Source organism: Microbacterium sp. SL62 (assembly GCF_026672635.1).
GTDB classification, from domain to species: Bacteria; Actinomycetota; Actinomycetes; order Actinomycetales; family Microbacteriaceae; genus Microbacterium; species Microbacterium testaceum_A.
The window spans coordinates 2147671-2162672 of sequence record NZ_JAPPRM010000001.1 but is presented as its reverse complement, the minus strand read 5'-3'; the positions used below and the strand labels follow the sequence as shown (position 1 = coordinate 2162672).

At 67.6% G+C, this 15002-nt stretch carries 18 protein-coding genes, 1 tRNA gene and 1 pseudogene; 8 read left to right on the top strand and 12 right to left on the bottom strand.

Annotated elements, in window-relative coordinates:
* Nucleotides 1-64 precede the first annotated feature (64 nt).
* A complete protein-coding gene (locus OVA26_RS10315) occupies nucleotides 65-439 on the top strand; it encodes a hypothetical protein (RefSeq protein ID WP_056231331.1) in 375 nt (124 codons plus the stop codon).
* The gene (locus tag OVA26_RS10310) at nucleotides 439-1743 is read left to right on the top strand and encodes a glutathionylspermidine synthase family protein (protein ID WP_268104033.1); all 1305 of its coding nucleotides are present in this window, start codon (nucleotides 439-441) and stop codon (nucleotides 1741-1743) included. The genes OVA26_RS10315 and OVA26_RS10310 overlap by 1 nt, the downstream gene beginning before the upstream one ends.
* A 24-nt stretch (nucleotides 1744-1767) precedes the next feature.
* Here the strand turns inward: OVA26_RS10310 and def are convergent, their stop codons facing one another.
* Nucleotides 1768-2334: a peptide deformylase gene (gene def / locus OVA26_RS10305; RefSeq protein WP_074694997.1), complete on the bottom strand. Its 567-nt coding sequence runs from the start codon at nucleotides 2332-2334 to the stop codon at nucleotides 1768-1770.
* Nucleotides 2335-2375: 41 nt separating this feature from the next.
* Here def and OVA26_RS10300 point away from each other — a divergent pair, with 41 nt between their 5' ends.
* On the top strand, nucleotides 2376-3338 hold the full coding sequence (locus OVA26_RS10300) for a DMT family transporter (protein WP_268104032.1): 963 nt from the start codon (nucleotides 2376-2378) through the stop codon (nucleotides 3336-3338).
* Nucleotides 3339-3496: 158 nt separating this feature from the next.
* Here the strand turns inward: OVA26_RS10300 and OVA26_RS10295 are convergent, their stop codons facing one another.
* The 8 genes from OVA26_RS10295 to OVA26_RS10260 all read right to left on the bottom strand — a co-directional run bounded on the left by OVA26_RS10295 (nucleotide 3497) and on the right by OVA26_RS10260 (nucleotide 8023).
* Complete coding sequence (locus OVA26_RS10295; protein WP_268104031.1) at nucleotides 3497-3916, bottom strand: hypothetical protein; 420 nt, start codon at nucleotides 3914-3916, stop codon at nucleotides 3497-3499.
* 46 nt (nucleotides 3917-3962) lie between these two features.
* Nucleotides 3963-4412 carry a hypothetical protein gene (locus tag OVA26_RS10290; RefSeq protein WP_268104030.1) on the bottom strand — a complete coding sequence of 150 codons (450 nt, stop codon included), beginning with the start codon at nucleotides 4410-4412 and terminating at the stop codon, nucleotides 3963-3965.
* On the bottom strand, nucleotides 4409-4852 hold the full coding sequence (locus tag OVA26_RS10285; protein ID WP_268104029.1) for a hypothetical protein: 444 nt from the start codon (nucleotides 4850-4852) through the stop codon (nucleotides 4409-4411). Before OVA26_RS10285 ends, OVA26_RS10290 begins: the two co-directional genes overlap by 4 nt.
* Before the next feature lie 175 nt (nucleotides 4853-5027).
* The gene (locus OVA26_RS10280) at nucleotides 5028-5486 is read right to left on the bottom strand and encodes a hypothetical protein (protein ID WP_144785156.1); all 459 of its coding nucleotides are present in this window, start codon (nucleotides 5484-5486) and stop codon (nucleotides 5028-5030) included.
* Nucleotides 5483-5776, bottom strand: a complete 294-nt coding sequence (locus OVA26_RS10275) for a hypothetical protein (RefSeq protein WP_268104028.1) — start codon at nucleotides 5774-5776, stop codon at nucleotides 5483-5485. Before OVA26_RS10275 ends, OVA26_RS10280 begins: the two co-directional genes overlap by 4 nt.
* Nucleotides 5777-5781: 5 nt before the next feature.
* Nucleotides 5782-6147: a YbaB/EbfC family nucleoid-associated protein gene (locus OVA26_RS10270; RefSeq protein WP_268104027.1), complete on the bottom strand. Its 366-nt coding sequence runs from the start codon at nucleotides 6145-6147 to the stop codon at nucleotides 5782-5784.
* A 2-nt stretch (nucleotides 6148-6149) separates the two neighbouring features.
* Entirely contained in the window at nucleotides 6150-7736 is a 1587-nt protein-coding gene (locus OVA26_RS10265) for a hypothetical protein (RefSeq protein ID WP_268104026.1), read from the bottom strand.
* Nucleotides 7733-8023, bottom strand: a complete 291-nt coding sequence (locus tag OVA26_RS10260) for a hypothetical protein (protein WP_056231366.1) — start codon at nucleotides 8021-8023, stop codon at nucleotides 7733-7735. Before OVA26_RS10260 ends, OVA26_RS10265 begins: the two co-directional genes overlap by 4 nt.
* Before the next feature lie 135 nt (nucleotides 8024-8158).
* On the opposite strand from OVA26_RS10260, the gene OVA26_RS10255 reads away from it, so the two are divergent.
* Nucleotides 8159-8232: transfer RNA gene (locus tag OVA26_RS10255), tRNA-Ile, on the top strand.
* 125 nt (nucleotides 8233-8357) lie between these two features.
* On the opposite strand, the gene OVA26_RS10250 is transcribed toward OVA26_RS10255, so the two are convergent.
* Complete coding sequence (locus OVA26_RS10250; RefSeq protein ID WP_268104025.1) at nucleotides 8358-9554, bottom strand: glycosyltransferase; 1197 nt, start codon at nucleotides 9552-9554, stop codon at nucleotides 8358-8360.
* A gap of 40 nt (nucleotides 9555-9594) precedes the next feature.
* On the opposite strand from OVA26_RS10250, the gene OVA26_RS10245 reads away from it, so the two are divergent.
* The 3 genes from OVA26_RS10245 to OVA26_RS10235 are packed head-to-tail and all read left to right on the top strand — an operon-like array spanning nucleotide 9595 to nucleotide 12360.
* On the top strand, nucleotides 9595-10605 hold the full coding sequence (locus tag OVA26_RS10245; RefSeq protein WP_268104024.1) for an NAD-dependent epimerase/dehydratase family protein: 1011 nt from the start codon (nucleotides 9595-9597) through the stop codon (nucleotides 10603-10605).
* The gene (locus OVA26_RS10240; RefSeq protein WP_268104023.1) at nucleotides 10598-11359 is read left to right on the top strand and encodes an MBL fold metallo-hydrolase; all 762 of its coding nucleotides are present in this window, start codon (nucleotides 10598-10600) and stop codon (nucleotides 11357-11359) included. The genes OVA26_RS10245 and OVA26_RS10240 overlap by 8 nt, the downstream gene beginning before the upstream one ends.
* Before the next feature lie 2 nt (nucleotides 11360-11361).
* A complete protein-coding gene (locus OVA26_RS10235) occupies nucleotides 11362-12360 on the top strand; it encodes a 3-oxoacyl-ACP synthase III family protein (protein WP_326493364.1) in 999 nt (332 codons plus the stop codon).
* A gap of 230 nt (nucleotides 12361-12590) precedes the next feature.
* Here OVA26_RS10235 and OVA26_RS10230 read toward each other — a convergent pair whose 3' ends face one another.
* A complete protein-coding gene (locus tag OVA26_RS10230) occupies nucleotides 12591-12956 on the bottom strand; it encodes a hypothetical protein (RefSeq protein WP_056231373.1) in 366 nt (121 codons plus the stop codon).
* An 80-nt stretch (nucleotides 12957-13036) separates the two neighbouring features.
* Between OVA26_RS10230 and OVA26_RS10225 the strand changes: the two genes are divergently transcribed.
* Nucleotides 13037-13903: a zinc-ribbon domain-containing protein gene (locus tag OVA26_RS10225; RefSeq protein ID WP_268104912.1), complete on the top strand. Its 867-nt coding sequence runs from the start codon at nucleotides 13037-13039 to the stop codon at nucleotides 13901-13903.
* A 133-nt stretch (nucleotides 13904-14036) separates the two neighbouring features.
* On the opposite strand, the pseudogene OVA26_RS10220 reads toward OVA26_RS10225, so the two are convergent.
* Nucleotides 14037-14855, bottom strand: a pseudogene (locus tag OVA26_RS10220) (SDR family oxidoreductase).
* Between the last annotated feature and the right edge of the window lie 147 nt (nucleotides 14856-15002).

The window sequence follows — 15002 nt, the reverse complement described above, 5'->3', positions numbered from 1 at the left end:
CGCACGCGGGTGTGAGAACATCGGCGCAGTGTCGCCGGATCGACATCTCCGAAGGAGTCCCCTCATGCAGCCAGTCGTGCGTCGTCGCGCGTCGCGCACCGTCACCGTCGGCGTCGTCGCCGCCCTCGCCGCCACCCTCACCGGGTGCGGGCAGGGGACGAACGTCTCGGACGACTACGCCCAGATCTGCCGGGACAATGCCACCGAGAAGCGACTTCCCGACGACGATTGCAACAACCACGGCGGCAGTGCGCACTGGTACTACCTGCCGCTCGGCTCCAGCAGCCGGACGGTTCCCGCGGTGGGGCAGCCGGCCACCGGTGGTTCCGACAGCCTTCCTTCGGGCAAGACCGCTGCCCGCGGCATCTCGAGCGACGGAGACAGCGTCTCGCGCGGCGGCTTCGGCGGCTCGGGCTCCGACGGAAGCCACGGCAGCTGATGCGGCGCATCGAGCTCGACCCGCGTCCCGACTGGGAGCGCACCATCAAGCAGTCCGGCCTGATCTATTCGCACTCCGTCCGCGACGACGGGACGGCGGTGGAGTACTGGAACGACGGCGCCGCCTACGTGTTCACCCTCCCCGAGGTCGAAGAGCTCGAGAAGCAGACCGAGGAACTGCACCGCATGAGCCTCGAGGCGGCCACATACATGGCATCCGGGGCACTCGGTCATCTCGGGCTCAGCCCGAAGGCGTTCGAACTCGCGCAGTGGTCGCTCGAGCAGGACGAACCCGACGTCTACGCCCGCTTCGACCTCGCCTATGCCGGCGACGGCTCACCCGCCAAGATGCTCGAGTACAACGGCGACACCCCCACCGGTCTCATCGAGGCGTCGGTCACGCAGTGGTTCTGGTTGCAGGACAGGATCAAGAGCGGAGCGCTGCCCGCCGACACCGACCAGTGGAACGGGCTGCACGAGGCCCTGGTGGAGCGCTGGCGAACCCTGCTGCACCGCTCGTTGAACGAGGGGGAGGGCGGCCGACTGTTCGTCGCCCACTCGGATGCCGACACCTACGGCGAAGACTGGGACACCGTGGCCTACATGCGGGACGTCGCCGGCGAAGCCGGGTGGGAACACACCGGCATCGAGATGAAAGAGATCGGCTGGCACCATGGTGCGCGGCAGTTCGTCGGCGTCCCGGAGCCCTGGGGCTCGTCGCGGAGCATCGCGGCGCTGCCCGGCGACACCCCGGGCACGCAGTATCCCGTGATCCGCAATCTCTTCAAGCTCTACCCGTGGGAAGACCTCGTCTCGGGGGAGGACCGCGTCGTCGGCGACCAGGAGTTCGGGGCCCTGCTCATCGCCGGTCGCGGACTCTTCGGCCGGTGGTACGAGCCGGCGTGGAAGATGTTCCTCTCGAACAAACTCCTCCTCGTCGCCCTCTGGCGATTGTTCCCCGGCCACCCGAACCTGCTGCCGGCCTATGCCGACGGCCCCAACGGCATGACCGACTTCGTCGTCAAACCCGTCTTCGGTCGAGAGGGCGATGGCATCCAGGTGCATCGCCGTGACGGCAGCGTGACCTCGAACGGGCAGGAGTACCGCCGTGAGGGCGCGGGTCGCGAGCGCGTCTGGCAGCAGTACCACGAACTGCCCGACTTCCCGGGGGCGCAGGGGAGCAATCACCCCGTGCTCGGGTCGTGGGTGATCAACCAGGAAGCGTTCGGCGTCGGCATCCGCGAATCCGACGGACCGATCACCGACTACTTCTGCCGGTTCGCTCCGAACATCATCGAGAGCTGACGACGCCGCCCCGCGGCTGGCCGTTCACGCGTCGATGTCGTCGACGCCCGGCATCCACGAGATGCCCGGCTTGCCCCACTTGCGCTTCTTCGCAATCTTGGCCGCCACCCGGCTGTCCTCCTCGTCGAGACGATCCACATACAGGATGCCGTCGAGGTGATCGAACTCGTGCTGGAGGATGCGCGCACGCCAGCCTGTCACCTCGATGCGGACCGCGTGACCGTCGAGATCCGTGCCGGTGAGCAGCGCCGCCTCCGACCGCCGCAGCGGGAAGCGTTCTCCGGGGAACGAGAGGCATCCCTCGCTCTCTTCGTCGGGGTCGGGGTAGCCGGGCTCCATCGGACGGATCCACAAGTCGGGGTTGATCACGACGCCGCGCCAGGGCCGACCCTCGTCGTCCTCGTACGTGTACGTGAAGATGCGCAGGCCCACTCCCACCTGCGGGGCGGCGAGACCCACACCGGGGGCGGTGTCCATCGTCTCGAACATGTCGGCGACGAGCGTGCGCACCTCATCGGTGATCTCGTCGACACGGGCAGCGGGAGCGTGCAGCACGGGATCACCCATGATGCGAATCGGGAGTACGGCCACGTCACCAGCCTAACCAGCGGACGGCGAGCTATCGTCGGAGGGTGATCCCGCTCGATGCCACCCTCAGCGACGGAATCGACCAACTCGTCGGTGTCTTCCGCGATCCCCGTATCCTCCTCGGCATCCCGCTGGCCCTCCTCGGGGCGGTGTTCATGTCATTCGGCGCGCAGTACCAGCACCGCGGAGTGCAGAAGGTCGAGCGCCTCTCGGGCAAGACCACCGGTGGCCTCTCGCGCAAGCAGCTCACGTCTCTGCTGACACGCCCCTCGTGGGTCGCGGGCACCGTCATGCTCGGACTGGCGATCGTGTGCCAGCTCTCGGCGCTGTCGGTCGCGCCGCTCATCCTCGTTCAGCCCCTCGGCGCGATCGCGCTCGTGATCACGACGGTGTTGAACGCCCGCGTCTCGGGGCAGAAGCCGACGCGGCAATCCCTGATCGCGATCGCCCTGTGCGTGGGCGGCATCTTCATCTTCGTGACGATCGCCGCGTTCTTCGCCACCGAGCACGTGGTCACCGAGCGCGAACTGTGGATCATCCTCGGCATCCTCGTCGTCGTGGTCATCGTCTTCGGCGTGTTCTGGGTGCTCGTGCGTCGCCGGGCGCAGGCACTCTTCTACATCATGGCCGCGGGGGTGATCTACGGCTTCGTCGCGACCCTCGCGAAGGTCGTCATCAGCCGCGCGCAGGCCGGCAACTTCGAGTGGCTGACGATGCTGTGCCTCGTCGCTCTGCTGGCCGCGGTGGCCGTGGGCGCGTACTTCGTGCAGACCGCGTACTCGGTCGGCCCGCCCGACCTCGTCATCGCGGGGCTCACCGTCATCGACCCGATCGTCGCGGTGTTGATCGGTCTTCTCGTCCTCGGCGAGGCGTCGACGGCCCCCGCGTGGGCGCTCATCGGGTTCGTCATCGCGGGCGCGATCGCCACCTGGGGCGTGATCCAGCTGACCAAGCATCACCCTCAGGTCACCGCGGACGGAAAGCCGGCGAAGCCTCGGGTGAAGTAGGCCGTTCCTGGTGGCTCCGTTGACAACGAGTGCCTGTAGCGGAGAATCCGTCGCACCGTACGGGGAGCTAGTGAGGGCCTCGATGCGTTCATCGTCCGCATCGCACCGCCTTGGCGACCTCTCCATCCAACGGCGGCGCCTCGAGGGGCCGATGCAGATCACCGATTCGCGAGAGACTCGAGTCGTTCACCGGTGAGAGAGAGTGAATGGCCGTTGACGGCTTCAGCGATGCCGAGGTCCTCCGCCGCCGTTTTGAGCGAGATCCGGATTCCCCCTTCTTCCTTCGCGTAGAAACCGACTCCGCCGACTCTCATGTCTTCTGCGCTTCGGGCAACAACGCCCAGGATCGGGCCGAGAGTCTTGGCCGACACCGAGTAGCCGGGCTGTAGCGCGTCTGGCTCGAGGATCACCGACACGGTGAGGTCGCCCGAGAACGACGACAGGTAAATGGCTTCCGCGCTGTGCACGCCGAGCCCTCCGTTTTCGAGCTGCCTCGCAAGGTCATCGGCACGCTCTTGCCCGGTCGGTCCACCTATGGAGCAACCGCCGAGCGCGGTGGCAAGGACGAGGCTCGACACGGCCAGCACTGCTCCGCGTTTTCGGATGTTCATCGGGCGCTCGCGGTCACTTCCCGGCGAAGGAGGTCCATTCCTCCGCGACAAGCGTCAGCGAATCGCCGTTGAGGGACTTCTGAAGCCCCAGCTCGGTAGCGGCATCTCGGAACGACAGGTCTTCTCCGGATTCGTCATCCGCGTAGAGGTACAGACTGGTCACTTTCATATCTGCAGCGTTGTCTGCCGTGACCGCGAGGACGCGTGTCAGGGTCGCGGCGGCGACCTCGCGGCCGCTCGGCTCCCGACCATCGGAGGAGAGCTTTACTGTGACGGTCAAGCCGCCCGCGGCAGAGGGAGTCGTAACCACTTTCGCGCCCACGACACCGCTGCCCGCGGCTTCGAGTGCCGCTGTCAGCCGCGCCTCCTTGTCGCCGGCGCTGGGCCCGCCAAAGCAGGCGGTCAGCCCGAACAAGAGCGCAACAGCCAGGACCGACAGTCCTGCACGAAGAGGACGGATCACTTTCTGGAAAGCGTCTCGAGGCGCTCGGGAGTGAGGAGGAGTGCACTTCCGTCGAGGGCCTCAGCGATGCCGAGGTCCTCCGTCGCCCGCACCATCGAGACGTCTATTCCTTGCTCATCTTCCGCGTAAAAAACAACTCCGCCCACATTCATCTCTTCGGCGCTTCGCGAAACGATTCCCAAGACCGGACCGAGAGTCTCCGCTGTGACCGTGTAGCCAGGCTGCACGACGTCGGGACTGAGAACAACCGTCACTGAAAGATCGCCCGAGAAAGAGGATTGAAAGATTGCCTTCGCGCTGCGCACGCCGAGCCCCGAATTCTCCAGCTGATTCGCGAGCTCATCGGCACGATCTTGCCCCGTTGGTCCACCTATCGCACAACCGCCGAGCGCCGCAGCGAGGACAAACCCCGCCACCGCCAGCCCTGCTCCACGCGTCAAGGCCCCCATCATGATTCCAGCGCCCGCGCAGCAGCCAGGTCAGGGTGATCACACAAGCCAGCAAGCTTCGGAAGCGTTTTCGAATTCCGACGCACTCGACCGGACCCGAGGGCACCTGTCGCGGCAACGAGACCGTGACAGCCCTTCCTCAGGACGTGACCGCCGTGCGATGGGTTCACTGTTTCGCCAACTGCTCGAGCTTCGCCCCCGACAAAGATAGGGAGCGTCCACGGACAGCATCGCCGATTCCCAATTCGGTAGCGGCCGTCACCATCGAGACATCGACGCCGTCGGCATCCTGCGCGTAGAAACCTGCAGCTCCGACGCGCATACTCTCCGCACCGCGCGCCATCACCCCGAGGATGGGGCCGAGCGTCTGAGCGGACACGCTGAGCCCCGGCTCGATGACGCTATCTTCGAGCGTCACGGTGACGGTCAGATCCCCTGAAAACGAATCCTGGTACGACACCTCCGCTTGGGATACCCCGAGCCCCCCGCCCTCTAGTTCTGCCGCCAGCTGAGCCGCTCGCTCGTCTTGAGTGGGACCGCCCACCGAGAAACAGCCTGCGAGCGTCACTGCCGCCGCCGCGATTGCCAACGTGGAGATGACCCGCTGAATGAGTCGCCTGCTCATGATCCGAGAGCCCTCGCGCCCGCGAGGTCACAGGTGTCGTAGACATCGGCGAGCTTTCGAATCACTTCGGCATTACGAGTCAGTCGCTCTCTCCTCGTGTCTGCTTCGGCGAGGACTCGGGCACTGGAAGCGATTGCTGCTTCCGAAGCTTCGCCACTTGTCGTGGCACGCAGTGAGTCGATCGCCTTCTTCAGGTCGTCGGAAGTCTGCCTGAGTTCCTCCGCCTGGGCCTCCAACCTGGTGGCCTGGTCCAGGAGAGGACCCAGCCGGATATCGAGACGAGATGCCATCGCCATCACCGCGCCGGGCTGCGTCGGGCGCGGAGGTCGGCGACAAGGGGGGACTCCTCGCCGAGGAAGACAGCTGCGCGGTCGGCGGCCGCCTCACGAGCGGCCGACTGCGCGGCCTCGATGGTGCGGGTGAGGGCGGCGTCGAGTCCGGCGCCGAGCTCCGCGCCCGGGGACACACGAACGTTAGTGACGAAGCCCTCGGCCGTGGCGGTGACCTCGCAGTCGTTGCGGGGACTGCGGACCGTGACCGACACGTTCCGCAGCTCCTCTAGATCCTCTTTTAGATTCGCATGGGCGGCCCGGGCGGCCGCCACCTGAGCATCAAGGCGCGCTCGGGCTGCCTCCACGCGCGCGTCGATGTCATCGATCATCATCACTCTCCTGTCCGCGCCACGTAGACCTCGTCAACCGAGCCGTTGAGGAAGCTCCAGTCATTGCGGAAGCCGCCGCCGTTGTTGATGTAGTCCTTGAGGTCGTCTGTGTAGTTGCGTGCGTTGTGCGTCTGGTCAGGGCTCATGGAGCCGTCGGGATCACCCAGGACAACCCAATCCACATTGTCAGGTAGATGCGGCGTGACTGTGACGGACGGTCCCATCGGTCCGTTGACGACGTGGGGTTGCGGGACCAGCGGCGTCTGGAGGTCGAGCTTCGCCACCGGGTCTGAGACGTGCTCCACCTGCATGACCGGGATGTTGTCCGGAATATTGAACCCGTCGATCGGGGAGCCATTGGTGACGACACCGATGGTGTTGTAGGGCACCGCGCCATCGGCCGCGAGGTTTCCTGCCATGATTCCGCCCTGGCTGAACCCCGACCAGACCACATCCGATCCGGGTGGAACCCCCGCGTCCTGCATGGCCTGCATCACCGCGCGTTCATATTGGGTTCGCAACACGGGGTTGTCCATAATCATGAGAGCGATGTTGCTGTCCAGATCGTTCATCGGTCCGGCATCGCGGAACGTGTCCGCCCACTCGCCGCCCATGAGTCCCTTCAGAATGCCCCAGTCCTGCGTCGAGGGCAGGTTGACGAGGGTGTACGTCGACCCATCGGGACGACGGACGGTGGTCACACTGATCGCCGTTTGCTGATCTCTGCCTAGACCGTCGATCAGTTCATTCCCTTGCAGCAGATCAGCGGGAGATCTGATCTCGCTGCGGTTCATGAGATCGTCGTAGAACTGACTCTCCACCGCATCTTCAGGGAACAGCTCGCTCACCCGGGGGTCCGACCGCAGCATGTCTCCCAACCCCGTGCCCAAGAGGTAGCCCAGCACGCCGCCTGTCGCCATCGCGATTCCCGGGAGCATCCGGCCGAGAAGGTCCTGAAAGACTGTCAACCCGTCTTGGACGATCGGCCCGAGCTCCGCCAGAAGTCGCGCGAGCTGACCCAATGCGGTCACAAGCTGCTGCACAAGGTCCCGCGCCAAGACGATGATGTCCCACGCCGCGTCGGCGAACTCGCGGATGGCGTCGAGCTTGTCGAACGGGTTCAGGGTGAAGCTGGTCAGCGAGTCCGCCAAACGCGCCAGGGCGTTCAGCAGGCCGCAGATCGCGTCGCGGCAGGCGGTGACGAGAGTCGACGCGAGGGCCAGCGCGGACGACGCGGCACCCGCCCAGTCCTGCACGTCCGTCAATACCCTCGAGACGTCTTCGTACCGCTGGCGAAGGGCGCGCACCGTCCGGCCATCGAGGTCGTCGAGAGTCCGCGCGGCGGACGCGAGGTCGAGCGTCAACTCCGACACCGACGACTCGACCGTGCGCCATTCCGACGAACGCATCGCGACGGCACCCGGGTCGCCCTGCAACTCGTCCATCCACTGGGGCAGCGGCTGCACGTAGGTGATCAACCAGCCGACGAACCCGGGGATGCCCTCGCAACCCCCGCCCGAAGATCGAGATGCGCCCGCAGCCCACGACTCGCTGCGCAACTGGGCAGCGACGGCGGCAGCGCCGCTCATGACTCGAACTCCTGCATGACCGCGACGGCCTGCTCTTCGACGTCATCAAAGGATTCGCGCGCGACCTGGACGCCCTTCTGCATCGTGGCGACGAGTTCACGCGCGCTCGACAGCAGTTGCGCGGTGTTGCTCGCGAGGCCGTTCGCGGCTCCCACGACGATTCCCGACGCCAGGACGCCGAACGCCGACCCGGGAAGTGGTGCGCCGGCGGCGGCAGCCGCGGCATCCAGGGAATCGCTCACGCGTCCCAGTGTCGACGCCTGTTCCGCCAGGACGTCGGTGTCCATGATGATGTGCGTTCTTCCCGCCACGTGGCCCCCGCTCGTGTCAGCTTTTCCAACACCATAGCGAAAGCCCTCGCGGCCACGCACGGCCCCCTACGGATTGTGGATAACCGGATGCCGGTAGGCTCGATGTCGCTGGGGGCGGTGGCCAAGCTGGTGAAGGCAGCGGGCTCATAACCCGACGATCGTGGGTTCAAGTCCCACCCGCCCTACGACAGACAGGCGCTTGGCGCCGCCGTCCTCGCGGACGTCGGGCCCGCGCAGCCCCCACCGCCCGAGCAGGACCGGCGGAACGAGCGGGAGGGCCGTTCAACGCTCCCGTCTCTTCGCGGCCGGATCAGCCGGTGCTCATCGCGGATTCGTAGACCGCGATGATCGGGTCGACCCGTTGCTCGATCTGAGCGCGTCCCCGGATCATGGCCGCGCTTGCCGCCGTGATCAGGTGGGGTTCCCGCCGGATTTTGGCCACGAGAGCGCTGATCCCCGCGGCATCCGGTGTATCGGTGAGGAAGCCACCGCCCGGCGGCACCACCTCGCCGAGATCCGGGTCGCAGAACAGCACGGGAAGACCGGATGCCGCTGCCTCGAGCATCACCATGGGCTGGTTGTCGAAGTCGTACGAGCTCGACACCAGCAGGTGGCTCGCCCGCATCGCATCGAGCACCTCCTGCTGGGACACTGACCCGTGCAGGGCCAGCCGGGTACCCCTTCTCTCGATCGATCGCCGCGAGAGACCGTCGCCGTAGACGTCCACCGCGACGTCGCGCGCGAAGGTGCGCGCGGCGTCGGCGAGCACCGCGGGACGTTTCTCCGGCGACAGTCGCCCGACCCACACGAGACGGAGGATCTCCCCGGGGGAGAGTCGACGCTCGAGTGGTGCGCCGATGCGGTCGAGCACGCTCGGTTCGAGCCCGTTCGGCACCACCGAGATGGGCGTCTGAACCCCCTGCTGGGTGAGCTTGCGGGCGAAATGCGTCGACGGGACGATCACATGGTCGCTCGCGCGGGACTGAGCGAGCATGAGTCGCCACATGCTCCTTGCCGCCGGGGTGGCGGTATAGGGGGAGTCGGGGCGCACGCGCAGGCCGCGGTGGCTGATGTGGCGGGCGTGCAGGGCGGCCAGCAGGGGAACGGTGACGTGGGGGAGAGGGAGTACACTCGTCGTGTACACGTCCACCCTTCCATGCATGGTGTGGACGATCGGGAGACCCAGATCGCGCGCCGCACGCACTCCCGCGAGGGCGGCGAACATCTCGGAATGCGTGTGCACCACGTCGATCCGGCGCTCGGTGAACTCTCGACGCATCAGCGCCGCTGCGTCACGCGGTGGCCAGGTGAACGGATAGCCGTCGGGACGAAACGCCCGGGAAGTGGGCAGCGCGACGATCGACGGATCAGCGCTCGGCTGCGCCAAGGGGCAGAACACCGCCACCTCGTGCCCCGCTCGGGTGAGCGCTTCGCGGAGCGACTTGACCGCGGTCTGCACGCCGCCGAGCGTGGGCAGGTAGTAGTCCGTCACCAAGGCGATGCGCATATCCCGAAGCATAGGGACAGGCGGCTCTAGACTCGGCCGGATGAGGGAACGGGCAACGGAAGGCGGCGCTCCCGGCGTCTCGCCCCGCGGGAAAACAGCGCTCGTTACCGGCGCGAGCGGGTTCCTGGGCGGGTACGTCGTCCGCGACTTGCGCGCCCACGGGTACGACGTGATCGCGTCGGGTCGGAACGCGGCCGCTCTGCCCGCGGGAGAGACCGTCGTCGGCGATCTCGACGAGCTCGCGCGGGTCGACCTCGGCCGGACGGTGGACATAGTCGTGCACTGCGCGGCGCTGTCCTCGCCGTGGGGTCGCTGGGCCGAGTTCGAGCACGCCAACGTGACCGGCACCGCGCGAGTGCTGGAGTTCGCGCGACGCGCCGGAGCACGCCGGCTCGTCCACATCTCGTCCCCGGGAATCTATGCCGCCCCCCGCGACCGGATCGGCATCCGCGAGGGCGACGTCGATCCGCGGCATCCGATGAACGGCTACATCCGGTCGAAGCTCGAGGCGGAAGCCCTTCTGCATGGCGCGGCCGCGGAGGGGTCGGCGCCGGAGATCGTCATCCTCCGACCTCGCGGAATCATCGGTCACGGCGACCCCAGCCTCGTCCCCCGGATCCTCCGCGTGCGCGAGCGGTTCGGCATTCCTCTGATGCGCGGCGGCCGAACCCTCGTCGATCTCACCGCTGTCGAGAACGTCGCTCTGGCCGTGCGGCTCGCGGCCGAGGCGCCCGGTGTGCACGGCCAGGCGTTCAACATCACCAACGGGGATCCTCGTCCCTTCCGCTCAGTGCTCGAACAACTGCTCGAGGGGCTCGGGCTCGAGCCGCGGTACCGGCGGGTGCCGACCGCGGTCGCATATCGGGTCGCGGCGCTGCTCGAGGCGGTGAGCGGAGTTCTGCCCGGACATCCCGAGCCACCCGTCACCCGCTACACCGTGACGACGATCGCCCATTCGCAGACGCTCGACATCTCGCGCGCTCGGGATCTGCTCGGCTATCGACCCGAGACGTCGCTCGACCAGAGTCTCGCGAGTTACACGCGTGCCTGAGCTCACGTACTTCGCGTGCGGCGCGACCTCCCACGAAATGAGCCGGTTGCTGCGCGGTACCGCTCGGGAGCGGCGTCTCTTCCCGGCCGGGGCTTTCCTGTACCGCTCAGGCGCTCGGCGCGTGCTCTTCGACACCGGCTACGCTCCCGAGCCGTGGCGCGCCGGACTCGGGGCATGGGCGTACCGGAGGATGCTTCCCCCTCGTGTCGAACCGGGTGACACGATCGCCGAGCAGATCGACCCCGCCACGATCACGCACGTCGTCCTCTCCCACCTGCACCCGGACCACATCGGCGGCGTTCGGTTCTTCCCGAACGCCGCTTTCGTCCTCAGCGACGGGGCGCGTCGCACCCTCGAGCGAGCGCGACTCCGCGACGGGCTGCTCCGCAGACTGCTGCCCACGTGGTTCCCCGCGGCGACGGTGCTGCCCTCTCCCGTGTACACGTCCGGTCCGCACGGGTTGCGTACCGCGGACCTGTTCGGCGACGGGTCCTACCTCCTCGTCGATCTGCCGGGTCACGCCCGAGGTCACCTCGGTGCCCTCGTCGAGCAGAAGGTGCTCCTCGCCGGAGACGCCGCCTGGGGGCGCGATCTGCTCGGCGCCGAGCACCGTATCCGGCGCCTCCCGCGACTGGTCAGTCACGACATGACCCGGCAGCGCCACACCGCGCGGGTGCTCTTGTCGGCGGAGCAAGACGGCCTGCGTCTCCTCTTCAGCCATGATCACCATCCGACCGGGCAAAACCTGCTGTGACCATGAGGAGGACAGGGATGCCGCAACATCGACCTACCGGACCGAGCCGTGAGCTTCGGCCGTGCCGGCTGGCGGGATGGGGAACGTACCTCCCGGATCGGGTGGTCACGTTCGGAGAACAGAAACGTCACCGCATCCCCGATGGCATGTCGCAGCTCGACATGCTCGCCGCGGCAGCCGAGGACGCCCTCCGACGAGCCGGGCTTCGTGCTGACGACATCGACTGCATCATCGCGGCCTGTGCGGCGGGCGTGCAGCCGATCCCCTGCACGGCGGCGCTCGTGATGGAGCGCGTCGCCCCTCACGCCGGCGCCGCCGCCTTCGATGTCAATTCGACCTGCACGAGCTTCATCACGGCGGTGGACATCGCGTCGCGGTACCTCGCCGCCGGCGACTACGAGCGGGTGCTCATCGTGTCGGGCGACGTCGGGACCCGCTTCCTCGACGCCGGCCAGCGAGAGAGCTTCGAGCTCTTCTCCGATGCGGCCGCCGCTGTCGTGCTGACGCGTGGAGCTGACGGAGAGAGCGATGCCGCTGCGCCCGGAGTGCTCGGTAGCCTGCAGCAGACGTGGCCCGAGCACGCGCACGACACGGAGCTTCGCGGCGGGTTGTCGCTGCACCCGGCCCAGTCTTACGCCGACGGCGACCCCTCCGACTACGTGTTCGCCATGGACGGGCGGCGGGCACTCCTCGGCATGTTGGCTGTGCTGCCGGATTTCTTCGCCCGGTTCTTCGAACGAGTGAACCTCCGTCTCGACGAGATCGACCTGGTCGTGCCGCATCAGGCGAGCAGGGCCCTCAGCATCGCGATGCGTCGGATCGGCATTCCGAGGGACGCGTACATCGACCGCGTCGCCGAGTTCGGGAACATGGTGTCGTCGTCGGTGCCGTTCATGCTGGCGACCAGTCTCGACGAGGGGCGGATCGGCCCCGGAGACACCGTCGTCCTGTGTGGCACCGCCGCGGGCTTGACCGCGAACGCCCTCGCGCTCAGGCTCTAGCGAGCCACGCTGGCAATGTGCATCGGAGGGATGCCGCGGCCCCACCGTCGAAGCCGGGTCCCGTCGAGGCGGTGTCGCGGCTGGCCCTCTTCACCCACCGATGAGGCGGCCACGCCGGTCGGGCAGCGGGCTCGAAACTCGACGACCGTGGGTTCACCTCCCACCCGCTCTCCGCGAGACCCCCGACCGGCTTCGACTGGTCGGGGGTCCTCTGCATGCGGCGGGCCAGCTCAGCCGGCGATCGGCGTCCGGATGAACAGGAACTGCGAGAAGAACAGGGTCGCCGTCGCGAGGATGACTCCGATCGCGAGGTAGCCGAGGACGAGTCCGATGATCGCCATCACGCGACCGACTCCGTAACGCTGGGCGGCGCGCAGTCCGAAGTGCCCGAGAATGATCGTCGCCACGGCGAGAGGGAACGCGGCGAACACGGCGACGAAGCCGATGAACGGCAGCGGTACGAAGGCCGAGTTGAAGAGTGCGATCGGTCCCACGATCACCGAGGCGATCGCTGTGCCGTTGGTGGTCGGGTCCGCCCGCGGCGGCGACGGCGGAGCGAACGGCGGCTGGTGCGGCGGCACGGCGGGCATCGTCATGCCCCCGACCCTAGTGGCACGACGCTTCCCCGAAAGCCCACCGGATGCCGATGTCGGAGGTGCCGTCTACGGTCGCTGGCGTGGCGGAGAGAGTGCAGGCATGGTGGGCCCGGCGACAGTGGTCGAAGGGGCGGGAGGTGCCCTACGCCGTCGGCGCGTACCGAGACTCGTGGGCCGCCTTTCCGGCGCTCATCCGTCAGTACCACCCCGATCTGAACGCGGGGATCGCACTCAGTCAGGTGCCGCCGGCCGCTGACGTCTTCCTGCTCTGGCAATGCGATTCAGGTCACCGTTTCGCGGCCACGCCCGAAGAGCAGCGACAGCGCCCCGGGAGGGAGCGCCGGCGCAGCGCCTGGTGCCCGGAGTGCAGCGAGCAGGCCAACCCGACACGCGCGATCGCTCTGCCCATGCGCGAATCGGTCTCGGCGCCGCCCGTCGCCGGGAACGCGGTACTTCGGCGCCGCCGAGGTGCCACACGCGCCCCGATCTGTCAAAAGACCCCGGACGTTCCCGTCGGCACGGCCTTCCTCTCACCGTGCGCGCCGCAGCCCGCCTCGGCCGTGGAGGATCGCGTTCGCGCCGACCTGCGGCAACGCCTCCTGCTGAGCGACGGATCCAACGCCATTCGGATTGCCAGACCGTTTTTCCACCATCTCGAGGTGTGGCCCGACATCGTGTTCCCCGAGCTGCGCATCGCCCTCGAATACGACTCGATCGGCCGTCACGGCCTCGAACACGTGGGAAAGCGTGAGGCGGCCGACCGCCGGAAGGACAGGGCTCTGCGCACAGCCGGATGGGAAGTGGTGCGGTTGCGAACCGGGAAGCTCGAACCTCTCGGCCCGCACGACCTCCAGCTCGCGGCCTGGAATCCGGCCGCACTGGACCGGCTGGTCGAGGCATTCCGCGGCATCCGGGGATCTCTGCTCGTGGACTCGTACCTGCGATGAGCCGCGCGCCTGGCGACGGCTCCTTCTCGGAAACCGACGACAAACGGGGCGCGATCCATGCACCGGTCCATCGAAAAGCGACCCCGTGCACGGTCCGCGCCCCGGAACAACGTCCGAGATCGACGCCGCGCGGCTACGAGCCGTGCGCCTCCTCCGACACGGGCTGCCACTCGCGCCACGTTTGCAAGCGCGACTCGTAGTCGCGCTCGGCAATGCCGAGGGGCGCCTTGCCGAAGAAGATGCGCAACGGCGGGGTCGCAGCATCCACCACCTTCAAGATCGCCGCGCGAGTGGCTTCAGGCTTGCCGGGGTCGGCGGCGGAGGGGCGCTTCGCCGCCTGCTCGCGCACGTCGGCGTAGACCTCGATCTCGTCGCTGCGCTGCGCCGAAGGGCCCGACCAATCGGTCGAGTACCCGCCGGGCTCGATGAGAGTGACGTGGATGCCGAACCCGGCGACCTCCTGCGCGAGCGACTGCGAAAGGCCCTCCAGGGCCCACTTCGACGCGTGGTAGGCACCGACCGTGGGGAAGGCGCTGATCCCGCCGATGCTCGACACCTGGATGATGTGGCCCGAGCCCTGCGCGCGCAGGATCGGAAGAGCTGCCTGCGTCACCCAGAGCGCCCCGAAGAAGTTGGTCTCGAGCTGAGCGCGGACCTCGTCCTCAGTGAGTTCTTCGACCATGCCGAAATGCCCGTAGCCGGCGTTGTTGACGACCACATCGAGTCATCCGAACTTCTCGTGCGCCTTCGCGACGGCGTTGAAGTCGGCCGAGCGGTCGGTCACGTCGAGGCTGAGGGGAAGGAATGTGTCGGGGTAGTTCTCGACGAGCTCCGAGACGTCGTCGATGTTGCGGGCTGTGCCGGCGACGTTGTCGCCGCGTTCGAGGGCCGCCTCGGCCCACTCGCGGCCGAAGCCCTTCGATGCGCCGGTGATGAACCAGGTCTTGCTCATGGGTGTCCTCCGAAGAGATGTGGGGGTGAACGCGAGCGACGGTACGCCGCGCTCCTTGGCCCATTCGATGGCTTGACACTCGAACCCGCCGCGCGACTACTCACCCGTGACGAACGCCTGCCGCATCAAGGCACGCTCGCGAGGAGC